We start from the raw sequence: 24,720 nt of genomic DNA, 5'->3' as shown, positions 1-24,720 counted from the left end.
TCAAGTAACCCCAAGAAACAAGTAGAAATATGTTTCTTGGGGTTTTTATTATGCGCGATAATTTTCTTGGTTTTTATAGTAACGAAGGCAAAATTGAAGACGTTCTGAAAAGTGACAATGTTCGTATTATTTTTGATACGAATGTCCTTCTGAAGATCTATGAGTATCAGGAAGAAACTCAGAAAGAGTTTTTTGATTTACTTGAAAAACTCGGAGATAAGGTTTGGATTCCGTATCATGTTGGACTTGAATTCCAGCGGAATCGGATATCTAAGATTAAGGATTTGAAAGCAGAGTTTAATGAGGCTACGCCGCTCTTAAAAAATGTTCGGACTGCTTTTGATACTTTCAAAAGTAAAGCTTTGCTTCGTAAGCGCATTCCTGCACTTCAAGAGCAAACAGATAACTTTGAGAAAACGCTTACTGAATTAGTTGAAAGCTATGCTAACGAGCTAAAAGAGTGGGATAAAAAGCAACCTGAGGTTCGTAGCAGTGATGCCGTCCGTGCTAAACTTGATACGATATTTCAGGGACGTGTTGGTGACGCCCCAGATCAACCGTGGGTAAATGAAGCGGATGAAGCTGGTGCAAAACGCTATAAACTGAAGACTCCTCCGGGCTTTAAAGACGGAGAGGAAAAGACACTGGAATTCAATTATGCGGATGTTAAGTATCAGGCGAAGTATGGAGACTGGTATTTATGGAAGCAGAGTTTTGAATCCGTAGCTCAAGACGATAATTTAACGGCTGTTGTCTTTGTAACAGAAGATAACAAGGAAGACTGGTGGTACGTCGTTAATTCTAATGGAAAGAAGACAATTGGTGCTGATGCTTGCTTAAGAGAAGAGATGTGCCGAAAAGGGGAGTTAAAACATTATTTCCAGTTTAATGTACTAGATTTTATTGAGCATGCTTCGAAGGCTGTTAATGTCATGTTAGACGCAACTTCAATTTCAGATGTGAAGTCTCGTGTTATTAATGATAGTTCTCTTGAGTTCCCTGTGGATATCTATCATCACCAATCTAAGATGTTAGATTGGGATTCTTGTGTTGATAGCGAGTATGTAGATGCACTTTTCCATAAAGAACTTGTAGCGCGAATTGAAAAGGTTACAGCTTATACTGAGGTGGGTAACTATATCGTAGAGACAGTGCCGTTACATAAATATGGTATTTGTCTTAAGTGGGTTAGAGATAAAATGATAAGGGAGTATGAGATATTGGAAATGCAGCATAAGAGTGATCTTGAATTGCATGAGTATATTCTTAAATTAATTGAGGCATTTTCGTTACGAGCTGGGCAGCATTAATTTGTTCCCATTTGACAGCAGCCTAAAAAAACAACATAATTCTCCCTAGGTGCTTCAACACGCCTGAGATTTTTTATCCTCCATAGCGGAACCCGCTCCCGTAAGAAGTGGTTTTTTTGCGTCTATCGTATAGATTCGCGATTCCTTAGGATTCGTGTATCTGGCAGAAATAGCGCATCAAATTTACATCTACCAATATTTGGTCGGGAGTACGAAGGTTATACAATACCCGTAAGGGGAAAGCCTTCTGCCGTTTCTATGGGGCGGTGTTGAAGCTCCCGACCTTTTTTTATTTGCACGAACTCAACATAGTGCAGGTTAAATCAACATACCCATAGGAGTTGCCTCATGGCACAGAACAACACTTCCCTTACTGTAGATCCCATCACTCAGTTGTACGATGTAGCAAGCACCTTACGAATGTTGCACGAAAAGCTCGGCGAAGAGTACCCAGAGCTTAAGCACACATGGTACTCGCTAGAACGCTCCCTCAATGACTGCATAGATGTACTAGATTCTGACGCAGTAGATGCAGCGCTGAAAAAGCCTGAGTAAAATAAAAGCAGAAGATACAAAAAAAGCCCCGCTAAGCGGGGCTTTTTTGTTGAAATAGGTTTTTCATTTTGCCTGCACATTCTTTAAAATGTCCTCCTGAATAATTTAACTGCTCATTTCTAACAGCTTTAATCTTTTCGTCAATTAGGTTTTCATTTTCAAGTTCTATCAGAAGAAGCTCAATTGAAACTAAGGTACTTGCACTTTCAGCTGGGTCGAGAGCAATATCTCTTATGTCTATCCTAGATGCGTTACGAATGGATTTCGGAATTGATGCAAGGTTGGTTTCAATAAAAGCTATTGTGTCATATGGAAGCACATAACTATTTTTTATAATGCGAAGTAGGTTTTGATGGATTCCAAAAATGGAACACACTAGTGCATTATTTCTGTTTCCTAAGAATATTGGAAAAGGTGATTTTTGTAATTCTTCACTCTGTAGCAGAGGTAAAAGAGTTGGGAGGTCAAAGGTCTTTTGGTAGTAGTCTGCAGCACCGTAGCCCATCAAAAAAACGACTGTGTCAGTATATAGTTTAATGAAGGGCTGGTTATTGTCTTCTTTATTTAAGTCAAGAATTAGCCTTCCCAAATTACTTGCTGAAGTATCGAGTGAAAATTTGATTTTAATTTCGTTTAGGTTGTGTTGGATTCTAGCTAATGCAACCCCGATCTCTTCAGTAGATTCACTTTCTTTCTTCTTGTGTGGTAAATAGATGTTTACGATATAGAAAATGTAAGACGCTAAGTAACCGTATGAAAGGTTGTGAGCAATTTCTAATGATGAGTTGAGGAAAGTGTTTGTTGTTGAATGATCTATCCCGAACCATGCGTAAATAATAATAAGAGATAGAAGTGCGATAGCAGTGAGTTGGTTGAACATAAGTTGATCTTTGTGCTGGGGGATTTATAGGGTAAGGCTTAAGATGCCCCGCTAAGCAGCGGGGATTTTTTTCTTTGAAGATGCCATGAATGTTTCAAGGACATCAATAAACTCAAGTAGATTCATCGCGAAGCTTTTATTGCGTTTGGCGTTGTGGATAGTTGGTGAAAAGTAGTTACCGGGGGTGGCTAAGGCTGGCTTGTTTAAATCAGCCGAAGTAATAAATTTTAAGTAATCATCATTCTTCATACTCTGCTTAAAATTTATCCCCATAGTTGGAGGTAATGAGCGAGAAGCAATGAGGGCGTATGTTGTGTTGTAAAGTGCTGGCGTGTGATACGGATCGGTTTCAGCCCAAATTTTTGATAGAATATCTTGTAACGCCTCATAGCTATCATTTATGAGATCCTGTGCTGTCTTGTTGGACATGCCTATTTCAATAGCTGTTGCATCAAGTAGGTAGCCTTGAAATGCATTTAAGTCTGAATCCTTGATAAAATGGAGCCAGTCAGTGGTTCGCTCTGGATAAGTAGCATTTAGAGAATCGGGAAAGTCTTTTCGAAGAAATAAATAGTAGTGCCCAATAATTAATTTTTCGAGATTTTGATTAAAAGGGTTTAAGTATCGCCCTATTGTTGCACGGATTTTTTTCTTGCGCTCCATCTTTTCTGAGTGCTTATAAAAGTTTTCGATAACAAAGAATGTAAGCAAGATCCCTATTGATTCAGGGAGAAAGTTTGTAGAAAAATCTTTTAATCCATTAGGGAGAAAGGTTAGACGTGTTGCAACGTAACAAGCAACTGGGATAATAATGAGAATCCAAGAAATATATTTAAATACCGCAGCTTGAAAATCATCTTTTAGAAATATGTATGCAAAGCAAAGAATAATGAAAAATACAGTGGCAAGAACTTCAGGTACAGTGATGAATGACATTTTTTATCCTCTAAACAAATAAACTCTGTTGCTGCGCTGGTGGCACAGTCTTAACTTTCTCGCGTAATTCTTCCGGTAGCTTTAGCGCTGAAGGGCTTAAGGTGTGGGAGAATTCTAAGTTCATTACCCATGTGTGGCCGCAGGTTGGATCTTTGCAGCCGCAGTAGAGCAGTTTGAGCTTGTCGGAAATAATTTTGCTGGATTCTACGCGCGCTTCATGCCCGCATACGCAGCAGCGCTGAACAACAGATCTACTCATAATGTGTCTTCCTTATTGAATTATCAGCATTATAAAGTGGGCACCTCTACGGTGTCAAAGCTTACTTGTGCAACGTTCGGTAAATACTGATTTATCTCCAAAATATCTTCCCGAACTGGCGCAATCTCGTTGCGCTGGTAGACTGCGTCTATCTTTTCTATGTCGCCAAAGGAGCCTGTTTGGTTCTCCGGAATAATGGCTGCCAGAGCAGGGGGCATGCGGTTGGCTGCAATTATGTCGTCGCGGGAGATGTTTTTAATCTTTTCCAGATCGTCCTTGGTGCTGAAGTCGCCCACGGGCTTGATCTGGATGGCGTCTTTGTCTGCTCCGCCAATGTGAAGGAACATGTTTTTAAAGTTGCCAATACCTTTTGACTCTTCAATCGCCTTTTTAATGCGTGCGCGTGTCTGCTCCTCCAGTCCCGCAGCAGTCGAATAGAAAATGTAGCCCACGTGTGCGCCGTTTTTGTAATACCTACGGCGGAACAGTGTAGCGTCCTCATTTAGCAACATTGACTGGATCGCGCCCAAGTAGCCTGGCTGACCATAAATTTTCTGGCTCACATCATAATTCAATATATGCACCACCTCGCCCGCAGCGAACTCCACAAGCTGCCCCGTAGTAGTAAGCATTCCATAGCGTCCCGCATCCTTAAGTCTGCGCATATTCACCGCCTGCAAGTGTCTTACGCCGATGATCTCTCCATAAAAGTTTCTCACCAGCTGAAAATAGCAGTTAGCAAACACGTTATAGTCCATAACCGCGCATTTCATATCTCTACGTGACAGCAGTGCATTGCCGTTAAAGCCGCGCATAACCATATTCGTTTTAAATTCCAGAATCGGCCCATGGTAGGCGTTAGCCCTCAGCAGTTTCGCCAGCCCTAGCATCGAGACCGGAGTGCTATAGTAGCGCCCGTTGTCCATCAGCCAGATGCCCAAGCTATCCATCATGCTGTGTCCGTCTAGCACTGCCTCAGGGTCTCCGAAGCTGAATGCTTCCACGTCTGTGCTTGCAATATTCTTTTCTTTCATTTTTGTTTCCTTTTATGTCTCCGACGGCGCTTGCCAGCGGGGCTTTAAGAACCTTTTGCAAAAGGTTCTTAAAAATCTCCAAAAACTTTTAACTGCGAGCCAAGCTTTTTGCTTAAGTTCTCTCGCGGCTTATGCGCCACTACCTTTCTGTTATGTTCGTGGTTTGGTCGTAACCATTAAGCTCTCCAACGTGTTCAAAAAACGGGCTGACCTCGCTAATAAAAGTCTTTGGAAAGGGGTCTGGGGAATAACCTTTCTACAGAAAGGTTTTCCCCAGCCGCCGGAGGCATCTCCCTTCCTACGCACTCATTGCGAAATCAGATCCGCCACTAGGTAAGGTTGCAAGTGGCTCGTTGTGTAGGGCATGCATTATTGCCCAAGCTACGTCTGCGTGTCCTGTTTCGGCGGTTCTGTTTGCTGAGTAGGTTATGTGCCCGTTGGCGGTTGAGGTTTGCTTTACTGTTAGGAAGGCTCCGCCGATGTCGGTTAGGGATGCGTCCCAGTGGATGCGGTTTGTGTTGATTACGTCTTGGGTTTTGAGGACGAGGTGCGTTTTTGTTTTTAGCCCGTAATGGATTGGCGTTACTTGCGGATAGAAGGCCTGCACCATTTCGAGCACACCTAATCCGGGGCCGGTTGTGTCCATGCCTATGTAGGTGAAGTTGTAGCGCTGGGTGAGGAGCTTTATCTGCTCTGCCTGCCAGCGCAGTGATTGTCCTATCCACTTGTAGCGGGCGAACACGCGGAAAGTGCCTTGTGGCTCTAGCGGCGGCGCTACTATGACGAACGATGCATCGTCGCGGCTGCGGGATGGATCGTACCCGCCCCATACGGGCATGTTGCCGAATGGGCGCAGGATGTCTGCTCTGTAGTCGTGCCAGTCGCTGCTGTCTGCGTAGCATTGCTCTAGTGCTGAGAGTTTGAATACGCCTAGGCTGCCGTCTATGAACTTGCAGGCGAAGAGGTTGGCGAAATCTTCGGGGCTGTATTCCAGCTTGAGCTGCTTTAGGTCGAAGAGGCCGCAGCCGCCCGCCATTGCGTCTTGAATAGTGATGATTTTGCGCCAGATTTTGTCGGCACATTCTACACCGCTTTGCAGCTCCTCGAAGGTTGGGAACTGTACGCGCTTTGTTTTGAAACGCTTGTTGTATAGCTCGCCTGCCCAGAGGGGGTATGCCTCGTGACTGACGCATGACGGGGTGGAGAAGATGGTGCGGCGCCACTTTTTGTGCGTTGCCATGCCGGTGGCGACTTTGTAGAGCTCGCTGAATTTGTTAATCCAGAAACATTCATCAATGTACACGTGCCCGTGGTAGGACTGCGCGCTTTTTGAGTTGTTGGAAAGGAAGTAGAGCGTGGCTGTGCCATGGGCTGTGTGTAGCTCCAGCTTGTCTTTACCTTTTAGCTCGATGCCGAATTTTTGCTCGGCTATGGCGATTATGTAACAGCGGAAAACATCTGCCTGTGCGCGTGTGGCGGAAAGGAATATTTGGTTGTCGCCTGTTAGGCATGCGTCTTCAAATGCTTCCTGCGCGAAATACCATGTGGCACCGATTTGGCGTGATTTGAGAATGAAGCGGTTGCGGTAGCGCTTGGCTTCGCGCAGCTCGTGCTGATAGACGAAATAGTCGCCGTGGAGGTGTTCTGCAAAGTCCTCTGCTGTTAGGTGCGATACATCGTTTTTGATTTTCTTTTTGGGCTTTTTCTTGCCCTTGGTGCGGGTAGGCTTGCCGTCTTCTTCTTGCGGATCAGCTTCGTATGCTTCCTGCTGTGTTTTGAATCTGCGCTCGTCGAGCTTTTGCAGGCGCTCTAAAATATTTACAAGCGTGTTCAGCTCTGCAAGGTCGGTTTTGTCCTTGTCTTCCTTACCTGTGAGCAGCACAAGGCGGCGCTTGGTTGCGTGTATTGTGCTTTCGTGCTGTAGCAGGTTATCCCAACCGTCTTTATCACGCCAATGGTAGAGCGTGCGTTTAGACAGGTTGAGCATTTTATGTATTTCTGCAATGGTGTGCTTACGCAGAAACAAGTCACGCGCTGCTATTTTTACTTCTTCTGGATACTGCGGCATGCCGCTACAGTACATATCCTTTCTTTATATCTCCCCATTCTACAGTCCTATACTAGTCTTTTAGGACTCTATTACGTTGTAACATGCATTTATACGTGTATGTTTGCTTCATGTTATACACAGAGTTTATCAAAGTTGCACAATCCGGCGCCACAATGGATGGACGCGAGATAGCGCCGCAGGATTTACGCGATATTGCGGAATCCTACAGCCCTAGCACGTACGAGGCCGTAATTTGGCCGGAGCACGAGCGCTTTTTTGGCAACCACGGAACCGTAACCGCAGTGGAAGCACGCGAGAACGGTGAACTGGTGGAACTGTACGCCAAGTTTAAGCCAGGCTGGCGTTTTCTGGAGAAGAATAAGGAAGGGCAGAAGCTCTATTCTTCCATAGAAATCTGGGACAACTTTGGTAAATCCGGCAAGGCGTACCTTGCAGGTATTGCCATTACCGATACTCCTGCCTCGCTCGGAACCGAGCAGATTCGCCTGTTCACCGCACAGCGTACCAAGCAAAGCGAGCAAGCCGGTAATTTTTATACCGGTGTAGAGCTACCATCCTTTTTTGCTGCCGCAGCGCAGCCGGACGAACAAAAACCAGAAGCCTATTCTTTATTCCAGCGTCTGGGCGCTGCGCTGTTCGGCAGCAATTCTACAGAACCAGAAACACAAGAGGAAAGCATGACCGAAGAACAGTTTAATCAGCTGCTCGGTGCCTTAACCGATACCAAAAGCGCAGTTGATGGCTTGGCAGGTAAGTTTGACAGCCAGCAGGCCGCGCCGGAACCAGAGCCGGAACCCGCAAAAGCCGAGCCGGAGAACAATTTTTCTGCGCAGCTGGAGCCGCTTGTAAACAGCATGACCAAGCTTTCCGAGCAGTTTGGCAGCATGGCGCAGCGTATGGAAGGCGCAGCCGGCGGAACCAATGTTCCGGAGAACGCTAACCCTGCCAGCGGCAACGCACTAATCTAGGGGGCGCGCTTGAATACATTAACAAGACAAGCCTTCAACGCCCTGTGCAAAGCCTACTGCGAAGGCTACGGCGTTGCTTCCGTGCAGGAGCAGTTCTCGCTTGCTCCTTCTGTTCAGCAAAGATTGCAGGATAAGATTGTAGAGCAATCCTCCTTCCTGCCGAAGATCAACGTTATCCCTGTGCTCGAGCTGCAGGGGCAGAATATTTTAGGCTGCGTTACCGGCCCAGTGTCCGGCAGAACCGACACAAGCGTTGACGGTAAAGAACGCATGCCGCGTGATGTGCTTGGTTTGGAACCATACGAGTACCAGCTGCACCAAGTGAACAGCGATGTGTACATGACCTACCGAACAATGGACGTGTGGGCGAAGTTCCCAGATTTCCACGATCGCTACACTAGCAACGTACAAGCGCAAATCGCAAACGACCGCGAAATAGTTGGCTGGTACGGCACACATGCCGCCAAGGATACCGATCTTTCAAAATTCCCGCTCATGCAGGATGTTCTCCCGGGGTGGGTGCAGTACATGCGCGACCGCAAGCCGGAGAATATTATCTCTCAAGGTGCAACAACCGACGAGATCCGAATCGGTGAAGGCGGCGACTACGAGAACCTTGATCTTGCCGTTAACGACATGCTGCAGGGCATCCCGAAATGGAAGCGCAAAGGTTTAGTCGTAATGGTCGGTGACGAGCTGATTGCACGCGAACGCGCTGCATTGCTTCTAGCCGTTAAAGGTACGCCAACAGAAAAGAACGCCATGAACACAGCCATGGCAACGTTAGGCGGTTTGCCGTGGGAGACTCCATCCAACTTCCCAGGGCGCGGTCTGGTGATAACCAATCACAAAAACCTCTCCATCTATTTCCAAGACGGCAAGTGGCGTCGACACATCAAAGACAAGCCTGAAAAAGATCGCGTTGAAGATTTCAACAGTCGTAACGAGGGCTACGTCGTCGAGGATGTAGAACAGCTTGTTGCAGTTGAGTTTGACAACGTTCGTCTTCCGAATGCGGCAGGCGATGGTTGGCAGTAAGACTGTTTTGATGCCTCCGGCGGCTGGGGGAAACCCTTTTGGAAAAGGGTTCTCCCCCAGACCCCCTTCCTAAAACTTTTATTAGGGGTTCGTTATGAGTTTGATGCTCACATATCAGCAAAAAGTACGAGCGCAGAAAGAGCGCGCAGCTGCGGGGCAGCCTGAGCCGGAGAAGCCGGACACGCTGAAAGTTGCGCCTTCGGGCTTGATTGGGAATCAGCAGTTGGGTGCTTTGTTGGACAAGGCACTTCAGCAGGATTTGAAGAGCCTGAAGGGGATTAATTCTCGCGAACGCAAGGCAGATGTTAAGCGTGAGCTGGTGGACAAGTATGCTGGGTATGTTGAGCGCCTGCGTGCGAGTTCCGTTAAGCATGAGCTGCTTGGCTGGTATTTGGTTTGGCTGTTTGACACTGGCGAGCTGGATTCTGCTGTTAAGTATGCTTTGTGGTGCATTGAAGCAGGCGTTGCTTTGCCGGAGCGGTTTAATAGAACCGTTGAGATTTTTGTAGCGGATGCAATTTTAGAATGGGCAGATGCTGAATACGATGCAGGCCGTAGTGTGCAGCCGTATTTTGCAGCGGTGTTTAACCATGCAGACGGTGTTTGCTGTCAGCCGTGGGATTTGCCGGACGAAGTGACCGCGAAGTTTTATCGACAGCAGGGGCTTAATCTTGCCCGTGCAGAAAAATTTACAGCAGCAGTGGATGTGCTGGAAGAGGCGCTGAGCCTTGGTGCGAAGGTCAAGACCGCACTCGCTGATGTACGAAAAAAGGCCACACGAGACGTAAGCTAGGTACTCCTCGACCCCCGAGAAGACTGGCTTTTCAAAAACTGGATACCAACGGGTACGCCGAGTTTTTGAAAAAGCCAGTCTCTCTAAAAAGGATGATGAAATGACAGCATTCTCCGGACACACTTCTACAGCTTCTACTGTTGTTATATGCAATGACGGTTTTTGGCCGGACGTTACCGTTGCCGAGTTTCAAGCAATCTATCGACTGCCGCAGGATTATGCAGAGCAGCTGTTGGTGGATCACCTGAAGCTAGGCGTTGTGTGGACGAATCGCCAGTTGGTTGAATGGAAGCGTGACATGATAATGCGTGGGTGTGGCTCCCTTTCCTCCGTTCCGGAGGATGAGCAGGGCGGCGCCTTGGGAGACGAAACAGCAGCGTTGCTACATTACAAGCGGGCTGTGTTTACGTACTCCAAGGCGCTGCTTCTTCCTCAGTTTGCCACAATTAACCGCAGGGAAGCAGCCAGAAACGAAGCGCGTGAAAGCGAAGAGACAACGGAAAACTTTCTTGCCTATGCAGCACAGGCCATTGCCGATTTTTTGGGCAGCGGGCGTGTTGATGTGGAGCTGATTTAATGAAGAAGCTTACAGCGCTTACCTCCTTTTTACTGCAAGCAGCGAACTTGACCAAAGAGCAAGTGCTGAGTGTGGCAGACTGGGGCGAGACAATCCCCACTGGTCGCGACTTGGGACACGGTGTGGAGCTTGGCGTGTTTAAGTATGACGCGCTTATTCAGGTGGAAGCTTTTAACGGGAGCAGTAGCGAATTGCTGCTTTTAGTTATGAGCTGGCTGCATGACCACGACAAAGACCGTGACCATGCAGGTCTCGCTGATCCGGAAGTAGATGCAAGCCTGAATGACGATTTTACCGCTGATGTTGATCTAGCCATAGAGTTTGAAGAATCGTTGCAGATGGTGCCGGATGAGCAAGGGCCTATTCTGTTTAATGGCAGAAAATGGCGTGTGGCAGATGTGCCGATTGATGTGGCTGAAGAGCTAGCCGGTATGGACGGTAAGGCGCATGGCGAACAATAGCGCGCTAGAATTTTCTGTAGATAGAAAATCCCGCCTCAAGCTCAAAGATCAGCTGCAGCTATTGGCCATGGAGCCACGAGAGCAGCGCAAAATTATTATGACCATGGCGCGTGCTGTGCGTAAGCAGGCCGTGTTGAATATTCGGCAGCAGCGTACAGTTGAAGGTTTGCCAATGGCACCGCGTAAGGATGCGCGCAATAAGCGACGTCTGCTGCGTGGGCTGGCAAAAGCCAAGGTTGGTAAGAGCAAGGGCTTAACTGTTTACGGGCGTGGGTCTGATTCTGCTGAAGTTACCTACGGGAACAAAATTGCTGGGCAGATTGCCAATAGGCATCAGAAGGGTATTCCCGAACCTTGGAGCAAGAAAAAGGCTGAAAAAGTGTACGGGCGGCCAGACTACAACAAGCCTGCTACCCGTGCTCAAGCCAAGTCTCTTATTGATGCCGGATATCGCGTACGGAAGAAGCGAAAACGCGGCAAGGGGACACTGCTAAAACGTGTTTCTGTAAAGTGGATTCGTGAAAACATGACGCTAGGGCAGGCCGGACGGATACTGCGATTTATGCGCGGTACAGGGCTTAGCAAAACGCGATGGGATGTTGAGACGCCCGCGCGACCTTTCCTTGGTGCAACGCCAGATGATGCAAAAGAAATGTTACAAGACTTGGCTCGCCAGACCATAGAAAAACTCAAGAAATAAGAGGTGCAAATGGCAACTCCTGTAGTGCAAGTTAACCGCCTTAACCGGAACCAAGGGCCGTTTAAAGAAGTAGAGCGCTTTTTCTGCTTTATCGGGCTGGGAGAAACCGGACGCGGCAGCTTGCATATGGTGAATACAGACACCGATCTCGATGCCGTACTTGGCGAGGCTGAAAGCGTACTGAAAACTCAGGTTGAAGCGGCCAAAGTGAACGCCGGACAAAACTGGAATGCCTGCGTGTTTGTGCTCGATGGTGTGCTGACATGGAAAGAAGCTGTTGATTACGTGATGGAGCAAAAAAGCGTTGAAGGCTTTGTGATTGCAGATCCCGTAACCAAAGCTACAGAGCTTGAAGCCATGCAGACAAAGCAGGCCGAAGTGATGGCAGAATATATGCGCCCAACGCTGTTTCTTGCCGCTTTCCGTAAGCTTGATCCAGCAGCAGATCCTTGGACTGCATACACAGAAGCAGCCATTGCACTGCTTACAGGGCTACGTGCAGATACCGTATCTGTTGTCCCATATTTATGGGGGCACGAGCTAGGCACCTACGCAGGACGCTTAGCCAACAGAGCCGTAACCGTGGCGGATTCTCCAATGCGAGTCGCAACCGGTAATCTGCTCGGCGAATGGTCCAACAAGCCGCAAGACAAGCTTGGCAGACCTGTTGACCGTTCTATCCTCAAAGCGCTTGCAGACGCACGTTACTCCGTGCCGTGGTGGTATCCAGATTACGAGGGCATGTACTGGACAGACGGGCATCTACTTGATGTCTCCGGTGGCGATTACCAAGTAATTGAAAATCTGCGTGTGGTGCAAAAAGCCATGCGTCGAGTTTATCCGCTAGTAGTGTCCCGCATTGCCGATCGAAAATTGAACTCTACCCCTTCCTCCATTGTCTCCAATCAATCCTATTTTATGCGACCGCTCTTTGAGATGGCCAAGGCCGTTGAAATTCTCGGTGAGGTTTTCCCTGGAGAAATTGAGCCGCCCAAAGATGGTGACATTGTCATAAGCTGGCCGACCAAAAACAAAGTCGAGCTCTACATGGCAGCGCGACCGTACAACAGCCCGAAAGACATTACCTGTAATTTGCTCCTTGATTTGAAGAACTATGCATAGGGATGCCTCCGGCGGCCAGAGAACCTGTTCCACTGTCGCTAGCTGTAATCTCTCATTCTTCGAGAACAGCTACCGCTTTTAGAAAAAGACTTCTCTGGACTCTCCCAAAACTTTTAAGGGCGAGGAACATCCGTAAGTAGAGACGTTGGTAGCCGCGAGGGGATTACTCTTCTGTTACGTACTCGGTTTGGTAGTTTTAATTAAGCTCACCAAGCTCTTAAACAACAGGCTGACCTCGCTAATAAAAGTTTTTGGAAAGGAGTCTGAGGAAGAACCTTTTTCCAAAAAGGTTTTCCTCAGCCGTCGGAGACATCCCGCTGCGAAGCGCCGTCGGAGACAAGAAAAGAAGGAACCCAAATGCAAAGACTAAGCGGAAAAAATATTGATGTAACGGTTGGCGATATGCGCGTGCGTGTTGCCAAGGCCACGCTGGACATTACGGACAACACGGCTGTTGCTTCTGACGGCGGCGTACCGAACGGGCATGTGGACGGTGATGTTTCTGCCAGTGGTGAGCTTGAGTTGGATATTGCTAACTTTAAGCTGATTAAAGAGGCGGCTAAGGCTGCAGGCTCGTACCGTGGCTTAAAGCCTTTTGACTTGTTGTTTTACGGCAAGACTGCTGATGGCGAAGAAGACAAGGTGGAGGCGTTTGGCTGTAAACTTAAACTGAGCTCCATTTTAGATGTGGACTCTAAGGGCGGCGAAAAGCTGCTGCGTAAGGTGAGCTTTGACGTTACTTCGCCCAACTTTGTGCGCATTGGCGGTGTTCCTTATTTGCGTAAGGACGAGACAGAGGGGCTGCTGTAGGTGGACCAGTTTGATAGAGCGTCTGAGATTGAGCAGCGTATTATTCAATCTGCCATTGCAGAGGCACAGGCTGCACGTGGCTGCGGGGAAAGCTTAACGCATTGTGACGAGTGCGGGGAGGCCATTCCGCAAGCTAGGCGTGAGGCTGTTGTGGGTTGCAGGCTGTGTATTGAATGCCAAACAGAACAGGAGGCAGCGTATGGGTAGAGCATCACGAGGGATTCGTAATAACAACCCGGGAAACATTCGGCACGGTGCTGACTGGAAGGGCTTGGCGGAAGATCAGCTGGACGACGATTTTTGTACGTTTGTAGATCCGCAGCATGGCGTTCGCGCTATGGGCAGAACTTTACTTACGTATGAGCGCAAGCATGGAATTAATACGGTTGAAGGGATTGTTAACCGCTGGGCGCCGCCGGTGGAAAACGACACTGATTCGTATGTAAAGCATGTGGCGCAGCGTGTGGGTGTTGGCGTGGATGAAGTTATCCGCGTTGCTGACCATTTGGAAGACTTGGTTGCAGTGATCATTGTGCATGAAAATGGCGTTAATCCGTATGATCCGGAAGTGATTATGGAAGGCTGCCAGCTGGCGCGGGTGTAGTATGCTTGGAGATTTAATTAATCTTGGCGATACGCTGATTAAACGCATTTTTCCTGACCCTGCACAACAGGCAAAGGCAACAAGTGAACTGCGGCAGATGGAGCAGAATGGCGAGCTTGCGCAGCTTAACGCGCGGTATTCTGCCATTGTTGCTGAGGCACAGAGCAAGGATAAGTGGACAAGCAGAGCGCGGCCTATGTTTTTGTATGTGATGTACGGGGTAATCTTGCTTGTGATGCTTGGGAGCATTGTGGGTGTTTGGTGGCCAGTACAGATGAAACAGGCGGCGGCTAATTTGAAGCTTATGTTTGAGGCTATTCCAGAACCGTTGTGGGTGCTGTTTGGCTCCGGCTACCTTGGATACTCTGCCTCCCGTTCGTACGATAAAAAGCAGCAGGTAAAAGCAGGGCTGTAGATGGACGCAGCAGAAATTTTTGAGTGGATTGCGCGTTACGTGTGGCCGTTTGTGCTTATGTGGAATGTTTATTTGTTCCAGTACGCGCAGTCTAGTCGTAGCCAGTTGCAGGACTTTAAACTGTATGTGGCGCGTAACTATACTTCCAAGCAGGATTTAGAAAAAATGCTGGCAGGCTTTGAGGATCGTTTTGATAAGCGGTTTGAACAGCTCTTTCAGCTTATCAATACCAAATAGGTGGAGCGTACCGTGGAAAAAACTATTTTTCTTACTGTTAATGGGATCGATCTTTCTTTTGATGTGACGCTGGATGCGTTTAACACCTACGCAAACGAGATGCAGCCAACGGACAAGATTAACCCTTGCCATAATTTTCTTATGCGTACTGTGAAGGCTGAATGCAAAGACGCGCTTCGGGATCTGCTTGAACAGCCAGGCGTTGCCATTGAGTTGGCCGCAGCGGTTATTAGCAGCTACAAGCCGAAGGTTACTATTACGCTGGGAAAGTAGAAAGCATTGCAGAGGGCATGGAACATAACGCGCTGGAGCAGATGCTTGCACTTACGCGTAAATGGTTTCCGGAGCGCGAAGTTACAGAGCACTGTATGGGCGAGGCCATGTTTTTAGAAAAAGATTACTGGCACAAAATGGAAATAGCTGTGTGCAACGGCATAGCAAAGGCATTTGGTGGTTAGCACGTGTGGATGGAAAAACTTTGGTTTAAGCTTGGACTTAAAGATGATGTTACCGGCCCTGTAGGTAAAATCCAAAAGAAATTGGATGGCCTTGCAGGGCACGCACGTAAGTCGTTTACGCAAATTGGTGTTGGCGCTGCGGGCATGTGGGGTGCTGGGCAGGGGCTTGATGCTATGCTTTCCCCAGCGCGGGATATGAATAGGGCACTGGCGGAAGTTGGCAGCCTTGATGTTGATAGCGCAGCGCTTGGTAAGTTGAACCGTGAAGCGCTTGGTTTTTCTATAAACTATGGTGTGGCTGCGGATGCTGTTGCGGCTTCTGCGTACGACATTCAATCTTCTATTTCCGGCTTAACAGGCAACGAGCTGGCGAGTTTTACCAAAGCTTCCAACGTGCTTGCAAAAGCAACCAAGGCTAACGCTGCTACCATTACCGACTACACCGGTACAATGTTCGGCATTTTTAAAGCGCAAGCAAACGAGATGGGCAAGGCCACGTGGGTAGAGCAGCTTGCGGGTAAAACTGCAACGGCTGTTCAGATGTTTAAAACCACAGGTTCGCAAATGTCTGCCGCGTTTACTGCCATTGGTGCCAACGCTACTGCTGCCGGAATTGATATGGCAGAGCAGATGGCGGTTATGGGCAGCCTGCAGGCGACTATGTCCGGCAGTGAAGCTGGTACTAAGTACAAGTCGTTCCTTTCCGGTATTGGCGGCGCGCAGGAAAAGCTTGGGCTGGATTTTACAGACGCCAACGGCAACATGCTCGGCATGATGGATATTCTCACCAAGCTTAAAGGTGAGTTTGGCGATACGCTGGACGTTGCAGAAGGCGATGAGCTTAAAAAAGCGTTTGGCTCGGATGAGGCTGTTTCTCTTATTAAGCTGCTTATGTCGGACACTGACAGTCTTAGCGAATCTATTGCTAAGCTCGGTAACGTGGATGGCATGAGCAAGGCGGAGCAGATGGCAAAGGGAATGGTTGATCCGTTCGACAGGCTTTCTGCCGGTGGCCGTGCTCTTACTACTGTGCTTGGGCAGGCTTTGCTGCCTGCAATTAACCCTATTGTTGATGCTTTTGCGAATGGATCTGCAACAATGCTTGGTTGGTCGCAGGAGTTTCCAAACCTCACACGCTGGGTTGGGTATGGTGCTGTAGTGCTTATTGGTTTTGCTGGCGTTCTTGGCGCTGCAGCTGCGGCTTCTGGCATTATGAGTATTGCTACGCTGGGACTAAGTACAATTTTTGGCCCGTTAGGTAGAGCCGTTGCATGGAGCAAGGGTATATGGACCGCTTATTCCGGTTCTCAGTGGCTTGCGAACTTTGCGTTATGGGGGTTCCCTGGCACATGGATTATTGCCGCAATTGTTGGTGTTGTGGCAGCAGTTGGAGCGCTTATCTACTGGTGGGATGATTTGGCAGAAGCGTTTACTGATGCCGGATGGAGCGAAGCTCTGTATGCAGCGTTCGATTTTGTAAAACTGTTTACGCCCATCGGGCTGTTGTTCACCTTTTTTGATGAAGGTTTCGAGGGCGTGTTCAAGTCTATTCTTGGCTGGTTCGATTCACTTGGCGGCGCAGTCCATTGGGTTTTGGAAAAAATGAATCTGCTCCCCGGGGTGGATATCTCTATGGGGGATGACGCTGTCCCTTCCACCTCTCCCTCCTTGGAAGTTCCACGCACAGCGGCGGTGCCTGCAGGTGGTGTGCAGCAGAAAATTATTAACGCACAATCCAGCAGCCAGAGTCGCACCCAATCTATAGGCAAGGTGGTTATTACCACAGAAGGCAAGCAGGATGCGCAAGCCCTGCGCGAACAATTGCTTATGGCTGGTGCGTAGTGCCTAAATATACAGACCTACTTGTAACGGACGACGACATAACGCTTGATGCAGGGCGTAACCCTGTATTGGTGCATGATGTGGACTGCATTGCACAAGATTTGGTGCATATGATTCGTGAGACGGGTTTACTTGTGGAGCTGGTGGCGAACAAGGATAAGCGCAAGCGTTTTGCGAATCTTATTAAGCTTGAAATTGCTATTGAGGAAGATGCTCGAATTAAGCCTGGCACTGTGTACATAGAAGAACCGGAACTTGGTGTTTTTTATGTACTGGCACAGACGCTTGAGTTTGGAAAACTTTCTCTGCAGCTGGAGGCAAACTAGTGGCAGAGCCTAACAAAATATTTACTGCCATGCTGCAAGATGCCGGTGTGCCTGTAACAGAAGAAGCTATGCAGCAGCGCTGGAATACAATTAACAGCGAGCAGGGCGGCCTTATTCAAAATGACAGTAAGTGGAGCCCGTTTTGGAGGCTGATTACTGCTGTTGTTACAGAGCCGTGCAAGCAACTGGTGAAGCTGCTTGTTGAACATGCGTTGCCCAATGTTTTTTTGCGGTACGCGAGCAGCACATGGCTCGATTTGTATGCTTGGGGTGTGGATGTGGAGCGAAAAGCCGGAGTGAAGGTGCAAGGGCAGCTTGCTGTTACCCGTACTGTAAGCACGGGAGCTTTGTTTATTCCTGCTGATACGGTTGTGGAGAGTCCGCCAATCAACGGCTATGTGTACAGGCTTGTGAGCAGCGCAGATGTAACCATTGTAGACGGGCAGCTTACAGGGCTTTTGCCAGTAACAGCAGAGCAAATTGGCAATGCTTACAACCTTGGTCCTGCGTACTATTCCATTTTGCCAGTCGCTATTACAGGTGTTGCATCCGTTACTAACAATGCAGACTGGCTGCACGTTGCAGGGGCGGATACAGAAGAGGACGAGCCGCTGCGGTTGCGTTGTCGTAATCAATTTTCTGCGGTCGGGCAGTATCATCATGATGCAGCGTACACGGCTGAGATTTCCAGCTTTGCGGGCATTCGTCCGGATTATCTTTTCTTTGAGCACGATGCCCCGCGTGGTGCCGGATCTGCCAATTGCTATGTGATGATTGAAACAGGAGTGCCCACGCAGGACGTTGTGGACACCATCAACACACATATTCGTGATACCGGAAATCACGGACACGGGGACGATTTACGTTGCTTCCCTATGCCCACAACTGCTGTGCCACTGACGGTTACGGTACATCCTGTGGCGCATCTTTCCGATGAAAAACAGGAAGCGTTGCGAGTTGGTGTTGAGAACATGGTGCGCTGCGCCTTTAGAGAAAACACAGATTTTACCGTTTCCAAAACATGGCCGCTTGGTCGTTTTTCCTTTTCCCGCCTTTCCGACGAGTTGCATGGCCAGTTTTTAGATCTGCGTTCTGTCGAATTTTCTCAAGATGACATTGTAAGTGAGCTTACCCTGCCAGTGCTTTCTACTCTTACAGTTTTACTGGGAGCAGAATAGTGCAGCTACCGTTTTGGTTTTCTAAAGAACAGATCAGCGCGCTGGCTGCCGCTTGTTCCCAATGGTTTGCCAAACTCACAGAGTGGGCAATGTGGCCAGCCGTGCAGAGTAATCCGGAAACATGTGCTGAAGGGGTACTCAATCTTATTGCATGGCAGCGCGACATAGACCGCTTTAAAGGTGAGCCGCTGAGTCTGTTCCGGAAGCGCGTGAAGTATGCCTACATCAACGCCAAAGATGCAGGAAGCGTTGCCGGATTCAAGCGTATCTTCATGCGGCTTGGTATTGGCTATGTGGAAATTGAAGAGCGCATGGACGGTGTGGATTGGGACGTGGTGGATATTCAGTTATCCGACTCTCAGCTGGCAGAAAACCAACGGCTGCTTACCGTACTAATTCAACATTACGGACGCACCTGCAGGCGGTATAGATGGACAGTAATTACGCCAATGACATTACAGATAACAGCACATGAGTTTAACAACGACTATCAGGTGGTAAGAGCAACGTTATGAGCACAGTAATTACAACAGCAGGGGAGCAGCTTATTGCGCAAAAGATTGGCGCAGCGGCTGTTCTTTCAATAGATACCATCATTCTTGCCAATATCCCCGATCTTGATGTGAGCCTACCGGTTGATCGTAGCGAGGGAAAACCAGAGCAGGCACATGTGGTGCATGAGTACGGTATTCCGGAAGATTTTAAGGAGTACGTTAATCCGAATCAGGTTGTGTATTCCATGCTGCTTGGAAGTGAAATTGGAAACTTCCAGTTCAATTGGCTTGGACTGTATTCATCTGTGGATGATGTGCTTGTGGCGGTGACGCATCTGCCAGTTACGGAAAAGTGGCAAACGGATAAAGCAAGCAATACGCTTGGCAATAATCTTACGCGTAACTTTTTGTTGGAGTTCTCCGGAGCCAAGGCCGTAACCAATATTACTGTTGAGGCTAAAACATGGCAGGTAGATTTTACTGCGCGCCTTCGTTCCATTGATGAGCGTGAGCGTTTGAGTAATCGCGACATCTACGGGCGCAGCTGCTTTTTTAACGATGGTTTTTCTGTGATCAAAGAGAGCAGTAACTACGTGCTTAAAGCTGGCGCTGGGTATGTTGAAGGCATCCGCTGTGTTCTTAAAAACGATACACAGCTTACTGTTTCCGCACTGCCAAAACATGTATTTCTTGATGTGTCTCTGCAGCAGCAGGGCAGTGATGTTGTGTCGGTGGTTGAGCCAGTTTTGGTGCAGAACAAGGCAGATTTTGTAGATGCCAATCTGGCCAAACACTACTTAGTGAAGGTGGCAGAAATTGACGCTGCAGGTGTGGTTACGGATACCCGCAGAACGGAAGAAGTTGTTAGCGATCTTGTGGAGTATTTGAAAGGCAAAGCAGATTCTCATGCACAGGATAAAGAAGATCCGCATAGCACGATGGTTAAGGTTACAGCGGCTATCTCTACTGCTATTACCGTGGTTACAAAATTAATAACTGATCATATGGGGAATGCAGAGGTGCATTCGGCAGGGATCCACGGTGGCTGTATTTGGTTTGATGGTGCTGTAAGTGCAGAAGGTAGACCTGTTGATGTAAAAACAGGTCTGCCAGATTTAAATTACGGTGTGTGTGACGGTCGCACATATGAAGCGCCAGACGGAAGGATGGTTCCGACAATAAATGCAGTAGACCGATTTATTGTAAGTGCTGGTGGAGAGTACAACTTAGGTGACGTCGGTGGTTCAAAACAAGTTACACTGACCGAAAACACGCTCCCTGCCCATGTTCATCCTATCCCCTCTGGTAATAAGACCAACTTGGGCGGTCTGACTAATTTTTTATCAAAAGATTCACCCAGCATATCTGCTCAGACTGATGCGGTTGGCGCCTCTCAAGCACACGAAAACCGCCCGCCATACATCGGTCTTTTCCTCATAAAACGTTTGTAGGAGCTGTTATGAAGCTTACAGTAATTCCATCGGACAATTTAATAATTCTTAACGGTAAGCCCGTTCAATTTTCTTTCGCAGCTCCGGATACTCTTCACGCAATGCACTATGACGGTACAACGATTAGGCAGGAGCTGCTTAACGATAAAGGGTTGTATGAAGAAAACAGTACGGATTCTTCTATCGTACAGCCATTTATTGATGCTGTAACAGCAGAGTTGGCTCGCCTTGACGCTATTGTCCCCCCAGAACCTACCCAAGCAGAAAAAGCCCAACAAAGAATCACAGAAATCCAATCCCTCCTAACAGCCAATGATCTCGCTTCTGTTCGCCCATTGCGCGCAAAACTTGCGGGCACATCTACAGACTTTGACGACAATCGCCTTGTTGAGCTGGAAGAGCAGGCACAGGCGCTGCGTGCAGAATTGGTAACGCTTAGTGCTGTGGTCTAATATTTCTTTTGCTCCGACCGGAGCGAGCATTCGTAACTCTTTGTCTCCTGTGCTGTCCGGAGCTGCTGGCGAACTGGCTGGCAGCAAAGGGCGGCTTTCTTCTATTACTGGAGTTGTGCCGGCTGCGCGTAATCCACTTTCTTCTGGTGCGGCAACGGTTGCGACTTTGCGAAGCGCGTTGATTGATATCACTGCGCAGTCGGGGCGCTGCGTGTGCGTGCATCCGTATGTGCATACGGTTGGGCATCGTCGCGGCGAGTACAGTTATCTTACTCCTAACGATGCGCTTACGGCGCTAGGCAATAAGCTTGTTGATGCGGAGGAAGCGCTGCCTTCCGGTAAACTGGCAGCCGTGTTTGTTCTGCTGTATGGCGCAACGCATTCGGATTTTGTTAAGCAGCTCGATGCGTTTTTACAGGTGTTTCCGGTAACGGAATTGCAGCTTGTTATGCGTCGGGCAAATGCGCTGAACACGCACGAGGAAGATAAACTTATTACTCCTGCAGGACGCATTTGGCCGGAGTTTCAGCAACGGGATCTGCGACAACACGGAGCTGTTCGCTCTGTGGATTCGCGTCTGGGGCGCCTTGTGGCAGTGGGCGAAGGATACAACGAATCAACCACGCCGGAGGCACAACTTGCGGCGCTTATGGATAAGAAAGCAGCGCATATTCAGCAGGCAGAACAGGCATGGCAGCAGCTTGTAGAAAGCATGAAGGGCGGCGCAGGAAAAGCGCTGTATCGTGAAGGCAGCCTTGCAGGGCTTCGCGGCGAGCTGCTTAAAAGCGGCACTCCCTCAAGCGTGTACAAACTGAGCGCCGCCATGTGCTGGCTCGCGCCCCCGCCGCAATTGAAGGTATTAAGGGAGGTGCTTGGGCTATGACAGAATATTTGCAGCTGAGCGGATTCAATGTACCAGGCTACAATTTGACCGTCTCCGGAGAGTTGGAAATTCGCACAGAAGATCTTTCCGGAGAAACAAGCGGCACGGCGCGTGTGGATAAGGGCGTAAAACCGAAAAAGCTGAGCGTATCGACCAATATTCGATGCGAGGATGCAAAGCAGCTGCGCGAATTAATCCGCGTAATAGAAGCACGCGGCGAGCATGGTGAGGGCAAGGTGTACAACATTACAAACCGTGAAGCCAACGCCGCAGGCATAAAGCAGGTGCGCGTGTCCGATCGCTTTAGTTGGAAGCCGATAGAAGGGCAGCAAGCGTGGGCGGTTTCCTTCACCCTGCGAGAATATTTGAGTGTTCCGGAGAAAGCGGAAAAGCGTGAAAAAGCACCGGAGCCGGTAGCGCAAAAGAGTGAAGGTGCAGCCATTGCTCCAAAGCAGGAAGCCTCGCAACCTATGCCGCAGACAGCCGAGGCCGCACAGGAGCCACTAACAATGCTCGAAAATATTCTGCATAAAATAGACAGGGCGCTGGCATGAAGCTGCGAAAATCGCTCTATATCGGCGGCAAACCCTGCAAGCTTGTGGAAGATGATGTGCGGCTGGAACTTAACACGTCCGGTCGCGCGTTGTTTCGTGTGCAGTCGCCGTGTGTGCTTAGCGGCATAGTACAGTTTCGGCTTGGCTATTCCAGTCAGAACAAGGACCAACTATTTTTCACCGGCTACATTGAAAGCAGCCATACGGTAGATGCTGCAACGCAGAAGATTTTTTGCAGAGAAATGGCGGCAGCCCTAAGCTATCAGCTTCCCATAAGCCTACGACACCCCACCTTGCGCGATGTTCTGCGCGTCTACAGCGACAAAACAGACCTTGCCTTTACTGTTCCGGAGCAGCCGTATTCAGATCGCAAGATTCCGCACTTTCATACCCTCGGCAGTGGCTACCATGGCATGGATCAGCTCGGTGCGATGTTCGGCATAGAAGACTATTTCTGGCAGCCGCAGCCGGACGGTTCTGTCTTTGTAGGTTCATGGAAACATAGTCGCTGGGCAACGCGGCCAGTGGATATTGAAGAAAAGTTTTTTACAGGCGTAACAGCAGCCGGAGCAAAGGTGCTTCCGGTAATTCCTGCGCTGCGTGCGGGTGTGTTGCTGAATGGGCAGCGTGTAAAGTCGTTACAGCTGATAGGCCATGAGATGGTGGTGGGATAAAAAAGCAAGGGAAGAACGTATGAATAGCTCTGGGGGGTGGTTCTTCCCTTGCTTTAAGTCACTGCCCTAATTGCAGGGCAGGCAACATTAGAAACCGGTTGGGTTTGCGTGGGAGTATAGTGATCAGGGTGGTTAAGAAAAGGTTAAGATGGGAAGCGATTTTTAAAATTAATCTAATTTGATGTTGGGTTATGGTGTTGCTGCTTAAAGTGAGCGTAAGCCTATTAAGAAAAGAGTGTTTAGTTTTTTGCCTAGCTAGCAGCCCATAAGATGGTGGTGGGATAGTAGGGAGAGGGCTGGCATGAGCTTTTTTGGCGTAGAAAAAAGCACAAGAACCCTCCCCCCTTTTCTGGGTATGCCCCCCAAATGGGGCAGCAACTCTCTAACGACTGATTAAGTAAACAGTCAAGCTTTGATAGTAAAATTATGAATAGTTGTAGGTGGTTTTATCATGCGTGACCTCATTAAAAAAATTGTGCTGCGAACCTTTCCAGAGCTGACAGCGGGCTTGCATCTGGATCGCTACGCACGGGTACTAAAAGTGTGTGATGCACCTGAGAATGGCGGCACAAGCGAGCGGTTTAGACCGCGTTACGCTGTAGATGTGGAGATTCTTACGCCGGAAGGCACGCGGGACAAAGCATTCCCCATTTATGAGGCAGTACCGCTGCCCGTGCCGGTGGGTGCGGGCATGGAATCCGGTCTGTTTGCCTTTCCCGAAGCAGGCGCGCTGGTTGTTCTGGGCTTTGCCTATGGTAGAGCCGATCATCCGGTGATTCGGCAAATTTATCCGATGGGGCTTTCTCTACCACAGTTAACTAACGGCGAACTACGTTGGCAGCAGTCTGCCACAGTCTACCAGAGTGCAGATACGCAAGGGAACTGGCTGCGAACCAGTGAGGCAACAATTACGGATGACAGCCTGCGGCATGTACGGCGCTGCGTGGAAGCTGTGGACGAGCTTTCGCGTGAGCTGCGCACCATAGCGGAGAATAGTTCTGAAGAAATAGGCGGCGTAAAAACGGTAGAAGCCCTAGGCGCTATGAATTTTACATCCGGCGGGCGCACAAACATAGCAGCCGTGAATAGTCTGAACCTGACAACAGCGCGCGATCTGCGCTTCGTAGTGGCGGACAACCACCGCGTAGCAGTGGGTAAGAATCAGCAAACAGAAGTTAAGGGCAGCCGAACTAGCAACATACAGGGTGCAGACTCCAATACAGTCGGCCAGAACTTCACCCAGACCATTGCCGGAACCCGTACAGAAACAATCGGCGGCAAAGCAACGCAGTCCGTAATGGGCACAATAAGCGTTACCTCAAACGCTGCCACAACCCACACCGCAGACGGCGTGTTCACCATAGCTGCACCAAAGATTAAAATCGGGAGTGGTGGAAATGGCGGCGTATCCCTGTTGGATGAAATGCTGACAGTCTGGCAGGAGGTTCGCGACGCTCTGCACGTATTGGCAAGCCATACACATCGAGTTTCTGGAGCCGCCACAGGTACACCGAATCAAAGCGGAGTGATTGCAGGGCATGGGGATGAGGTTGGAGAATGTAGAGGGAGGGTTGATGGGATTAGGGGGTAGGAAAGTATACTGAGCTTGTAAGGAAATCCCTCCAATTGAATAGTTGC

At 48.8% G+C, this 24,720-nt stretch carries 31 protein-coding genes; 26 read left to right on the top strand and 5 right to left on the bottom strand.

The window, feature by feature from the left end; genetic code table 11:
- Nucleotides 1-50 precede the first annotated feature (50 nt).
- Both ACZ5V1_RS08745 and ACZ5V1_RS08740 read left to right on the top strand, forming a co-directional pair.
- A complete protein-coding gene (locus tag ACZ5V1_RS08745; RefSeq protein ID WP_464391529.1) occupies nucleotides 51-1,310 on the top strand; it encodes a PIN-like domain-containing protein in 1,260 nt (419 codons plus the stop codon).
- Nucleotides 1,311-1,658: 348 nt separating this feature from the next.
- Nucleotides 1,659-1,865 carry a hypothetical protein gene (locus ACZ5V1_RS08740; RefSeq protein ID WP_464391528.1) on the top strand — a complete coding sequence of 69 codons (207 nt, stop codon included), beginning with the start codon at nucleotides 1,659-1,661 and terminating at the stop codon, nucleotides 1,863-1,865.
- A 31-nt stretch (nucleotides 1,866-1,896) separates the two neighbouring features.
- Here ACZ5V1_RS08740 and ACZ5V1_RS08735 read toward each other — a convergent pair whose 3' ends face one another.
- The 5 genes from ACZ5V1_RS08735 to ACZ5V1_RS08715 form a co-directional block, all read right to left on the bottom strand.
- Complete coding sequence (locus ACZ5V1_RS08735; RefSeq protein WP_464391527.1) at nucleotides 1,897-2,745, bottom strand: hypothetical protein; 849 nt, start codon at nucleotides 2,743-2,745, stop codon at nucleotides 1,897-1,899.
- Between the two features lie 51 nt (nucleotides 2,746-2,796).
- Entirely contained in the window at nucleotides 2,797-3,681 is an 885-nt protein-coding gene (locus tag ACZ5V1_RS08730) for a hypothetical protein (protein WP_464391526.1), read from the bottom strand.
- A gap of 10 nt (nucleotides 3,682-3,691) precedes the next feature.
- Entirely contained in the window at nucleotides 3,692-3,940 is a 249-nt protein-coding gene (locus ACZ5V1_RS08725; protein ID WP_464391525.1) for an ogr/Delta-like zinc finger family protein, read from the bottom strand.
- 29 nt (nucleotides 3,941-3,969) lie between these two features.
- The gene (locus tag ACZ5V1_RS08720; RefSeq protein ID WP_464391524.1) at nucleotides 3,970-4,974 is read right to left on the bottom strand and encodes a phage portal protein; all 1,005 of its coding nucleotides are present in this window, start codon (nucleotides 4,972-4,974) and stop codon (nucleotides 3,970-3,972) included.
- A 298-nt stretch (nucleotides 4,975-5,272) separates the two neighbouring features.
- On the bottom strand, nucleotides 5,273-7,057 hold the full coding sequence (locus ACZ5V1_RS08715) for a terminase large subunit domain-containing protein (protein ID WP_464391523.1): 1,785 nt from the start codon (nucleotides 7,055-7,057) through the stop codon (nucleotides 5,273-5,275).
- Nucleotides 7,058-7,152: 95 nt separating this feature from the next.
- On the opposite strand from ACZ5V1_RS08715, the gene ACZ5V1_RS08710 reads away from it, so the two are divergent.
- The 24 genes from ACZ5V1_RS08710 to ACZ5V1_RS08595 all read left to right on the top strand — a co-directional run bounded on the left by ACZ5V1_RS08710 (nucleotide 7,153) and on the right by ACZ5V1_RS08595 (nucleotide 24,673).
- Nucleotides 7,153-8,013, top strand: coding sequence for a GPO family capsid scaffolding protein (locus ACZ5V1_RS08710; RefSeq protein WP_464391522.1), 861 nt, complete (start codon nucleotides 7,153-7,155; stop codon nucleotides 8,011-8,013).
- A 9-nt stretch (nucleotides 8,014-8,022) separates the two neighbouring features.
- On the top strand, nucleotides 8,023-9,051 hold the full coding sequence (locus ACZ5V1_RS08705) for a phage major capsid protein, P2 family (protein ID WP_464391521.1): 1,029 nt from the start codon (nucleotides 8,023-8,025) through the stop codon (nucleotides 9,049-9,051).
- A gap of 94 nt (nucleotides 9,052-9,145) precedes the next feature.
- Nucleotides 9,146-9,844, top strand: coding sequence for a phage terminase small subunit (gene gpM, locus ACZ5V1_RS08700; protein WP_464391520.1), 699 nt, complete (start codon nucleotides 9,146-9,148; stop codon nucleotides 9,842-9,844).
- A 100-nt stretch (nucleotides 9,845-9,944) separates the two neighbouring features.
- Nucleotides 9,945-10,421 (top strand): head completion/stabilization protein, encoded by a 477-nt coding sequence (locus tag ACZ5V1_RS08695; RefSeq protein ID WP_464391519.1) that lies wholly within the window; start codon nucleotides 9,945-9,947, stop codon nucleotides 10,419-10,421.
- Nucleotides 10,421-10,882 carry a phage tail protein gene (locus ACZ5V1_RS08690; RefSeq protein WP_464391518.1) on the top strand — a complete coding sequence of 154 codons (462 nt, stop codon included), beginning with the start codon at nucleotides 10,421-10,423 and terminating at the stop codon, nucleotides 10,880-10,882. The genes ACZ5V1_RS08695 and ACZ5V1_RS08690 overlap by 1 nt, the downstream gene beginning before the upstream one ends.
- Nucleotides 10,869-11,582, top strand: coding sequence for a virion morphogenesis protein (locus tag ACZ5V1_RS08685; RefSeq protein WP_464391517.1), 714 nt, complete (start codon nucleotides 10,869-10,871; stop codon nucleotides 11,580-11,582). Before ACZ5V1_RS08690 ends, ACZ5V1_RS08685 begins: the two co-directional genes overlap by 14 nt.
- Before the next feature lie 9 nt (nucleotides 11,583-11,591).
- Nucleotides 11,592-12,704: a DUF2586 domain-containing protein gene (locus ACZ5V1_RS08680; RefSeq protein WP_464391516.1), complete on the top strand. Its 1,113-nt coding sequence runs from the start codon at nucleotides 11,592-11,594 to the stop codon at nucleotides 12,702-12,704.
- A gap of 357 nt (nucleotides 12,705-13,061) precedes the next feature.
- Nucleotides 13,062-13,514, top strand: coding sequence for a phage protein (locus ACZ5V1_RS08675; protein WP_160715883.1), 453 nt, complete (start codon nucleotides 13,062-13,064; stop codon nucleotides 13,512-13,514).
- Nucleotides 13,515-13,721 carry a TraR/DksA C4-type zinc finger protein gene (locus ACZ5V1_RS08670; protein WP_464391515.1) on the top strand — a complete coding sequence of 69 codons (207 nt, stop codon included), beginning with the start codon at nucleotides 13,515-13,517 and terminating at the stop codon, nucleotides 13,719-13,721.
- The gene (locus tag ACZ5V1_RS08665) at nucleotides 13,714-14,118 is read left to right on the top strand and encodes a structural protein (protein WP_464391514.1); all 405 of its coding nucleotides are present in this window, start codon (nucleotides 13,714-13,716) and stop codon (nucleotides 14,116-14,118) included. Before ACZ5V1_RS08670 ends, ACZ5V1_RS08665 begins: the two co-directional genes overlap by 8 nt.
- Nucleotide 14,119: 1 nt before the next feature.
- Nucleotides 14,120-14,533: a holin family protein gene (locus ACZ5V1_RS08660; RefSeq protein WP_464391513.1), complete on the top strand. Its 414-nt coding sequence runs from the start codon at nucleotides 14,120-14,122 to the stop codon at nucleotides 14,531-14,533.
- Complete coding sequence (locus ACZ5V1_RS08655) at nucleotides 14,534-14,770, top strand: hypothetical protein (RefSeq protein WP_464391512.1); 237 nt, start codon at nucleotides 14,534-14,536, stop codon at nucleotides 14,768-14,770.
- A gap of 12 nt (nucleotides 14,771-14,782) precedes the next feature.
- On the top strand, nucleotides 14,783-15,043 hold the full coding sequence (locus ACZ5V1_RS08650; RefSeq protein WP_464391511.1) for a putative phage tail assembly chaperone: 261 nt from the start codon (nucleotides 14,783-14,785) through the stop codon (nucleotides 15,041-15,043).
- A gap of 17 nt (nucleotides 15,044-15,060) precedes the next feature.
- Nucleotides 15,061-15,228 (top strand): DUF6890 family protein, encoded by a 168-nt coding sequence (locus ACZ5V1_RS08645; RefSeq protein WP_464391510.1) that lies wholly within the window; start codon nucleotides 15,061-15,063, stop codon nucleotides 15,226-15,228.
- Nucleotides 15,229-15,237: 9 nt separating this feature from the next.
- Nucleotides 15,238-17,070, top strand: a complete 1,833-nt coding sequence (locus tag ACZ5V1_RS08640) for a phage tail tape measure protein (RefSeq protein ID WP_464391509.1) — start codon at nucleotides 15,238-15,240, stop codon at nucleotides 17,068-17,070.
- Nucleotides 17,070-17,396, top strand: a complete 327-nt coding sequence (locus tag ACZ5V1_RS08635; RefSeq protein WP_464391508.1) for a DUF2590 family protein — start codon at nucleotides 17,070-17,072, stop codon at nucleotides 17,394-17,396. Before ACZ5V1_RS08640 ends, ACZ5V1_RS08635 begins: the two co-directional genes overlap by 1 nt.
- Nucleotides 17,396-18,574, top strand: a complete 1,179-nt coding sequence (locus ACZ5V1_RS08630; protein WP_464391507.1) for a baseplate J/gp47 family protein — start codon at nucleotides 17,396-17,398, stop codon at nucleotides 18,572-18,574. The genes ACZ5V1_RS08635 and ACZ5V1_RS08630 overlap by 1 nt, the downstream gene beginning before the upstream one ends.
- Entirely contained in the window at nucleotides 18,574-19,089 is a 516-nt protein-coding gene (locus ACZ5V1_RS08625) for a phage tail protein (RefSeq protein ID WP_464391506.1), read from the top strand. The genes ACZ5V1_RS08630 and ACZ5V1_RS08625 overlap by 1 nt, the downstream gene beginning before the upstream one ends.
- Nucleotides 19,086-20,519, top strand: coding sequence for a phage tail-collar fiber domain-containing protein (locus ACZ5V1_RS08620; protein ID WP_464391505.1), 1,434 nt, complete (start codon nucleotides 19,086-19,088; stop codon nucleotides 20,517-20,519). Before ACZ5V1_RS08625 ends, ACZ5V1_RS08620 begins: the two co-directional genes overlap by 4 nt.
- Before the next feature lie 8 nt (nucleotides 20,520-20,527).
- On the top strand, nucleotides 20,528-20,971 hold the full coding sequence (locus tag ACZ5V1_RS08615) for a hypothetical protein (RefSeq protein WP_464391504.1): 444 nt from the start codon (nucleotides 20,528-20,530) through the stop codon (nucleotides 20,969-20,971).
- Entirely contained in the window at nucleotides 20,958-21,854 is an 897-nt protein-coding gene (locus ACZ5V1_RS08610; protein ID WP_464391503.1) for a hypothetical protein, read from the top strand. The genes ACZ5V1_RS08615 and ACZ5V1_RS08610 overlap by 14 nt, the downstream gene beginning before the upstream one ends.
- Nucleotides 21,851-22,408 carry a baseplate complex protein gene (locus tag ACZ5V1_RS08605; protein ID WP_464391502.1) on the top strand — a complete coding sequence of 186 codons (558 nt, stop codon included), beginning with the start codon at nucleotides 21,851-21,853 and terminating at the stop codon, nucleotides 22,406-22,408. The genes ACZ5V1_RS08610 and ACZ5V1_RS08605 overlap by 4 nt, the downstream gene beginning before the upstream one ends.
- Nucleotides 22,405-23,082 carry a hypothetical protein gene (locus ACZ5V1_RS08600; protein WP_464391501.1) on the top strand — a complete coding sequence of 226 codons (678 nt, stop codon included), beginning with the start codon at nucleotides 22,405-22,407 and terminating at the stop codon, nucleotides 23,080-23,082. The genes ACZ5V1_RS08605 and ACZ5V1_RS08600 overlap by 4 nt, the downstream gene beginning before the upstream one ends.
- 451 nt (nucleotides 23,083-23,533) lie before the next feature.
- Nucleotides 23,534-24,673 (top strand): bacteriophage T4 gp5 trimerisation domain-containing protein, encoded by a 1,140-nt coding sequence (locus tag ACZ5V1_RS08595; protein ID WP_464391500.1) that lies wholly within the window; start codon nucleotides 23,534-23,536, stop codon nucleotides 24,671-24,673.
- Nucleotides 24,674-24,720 lie beyond the last annotated feature (47 nt).

The sequence above is a fragment of the Halodesulfovibrio oceani subsp. galateae genome (assembly GCF_055397225.1).
Note: the sequence above shows the minus strand (reverse complement) of the source record. Positions and strands in the feature narration are given on the sequence as shown.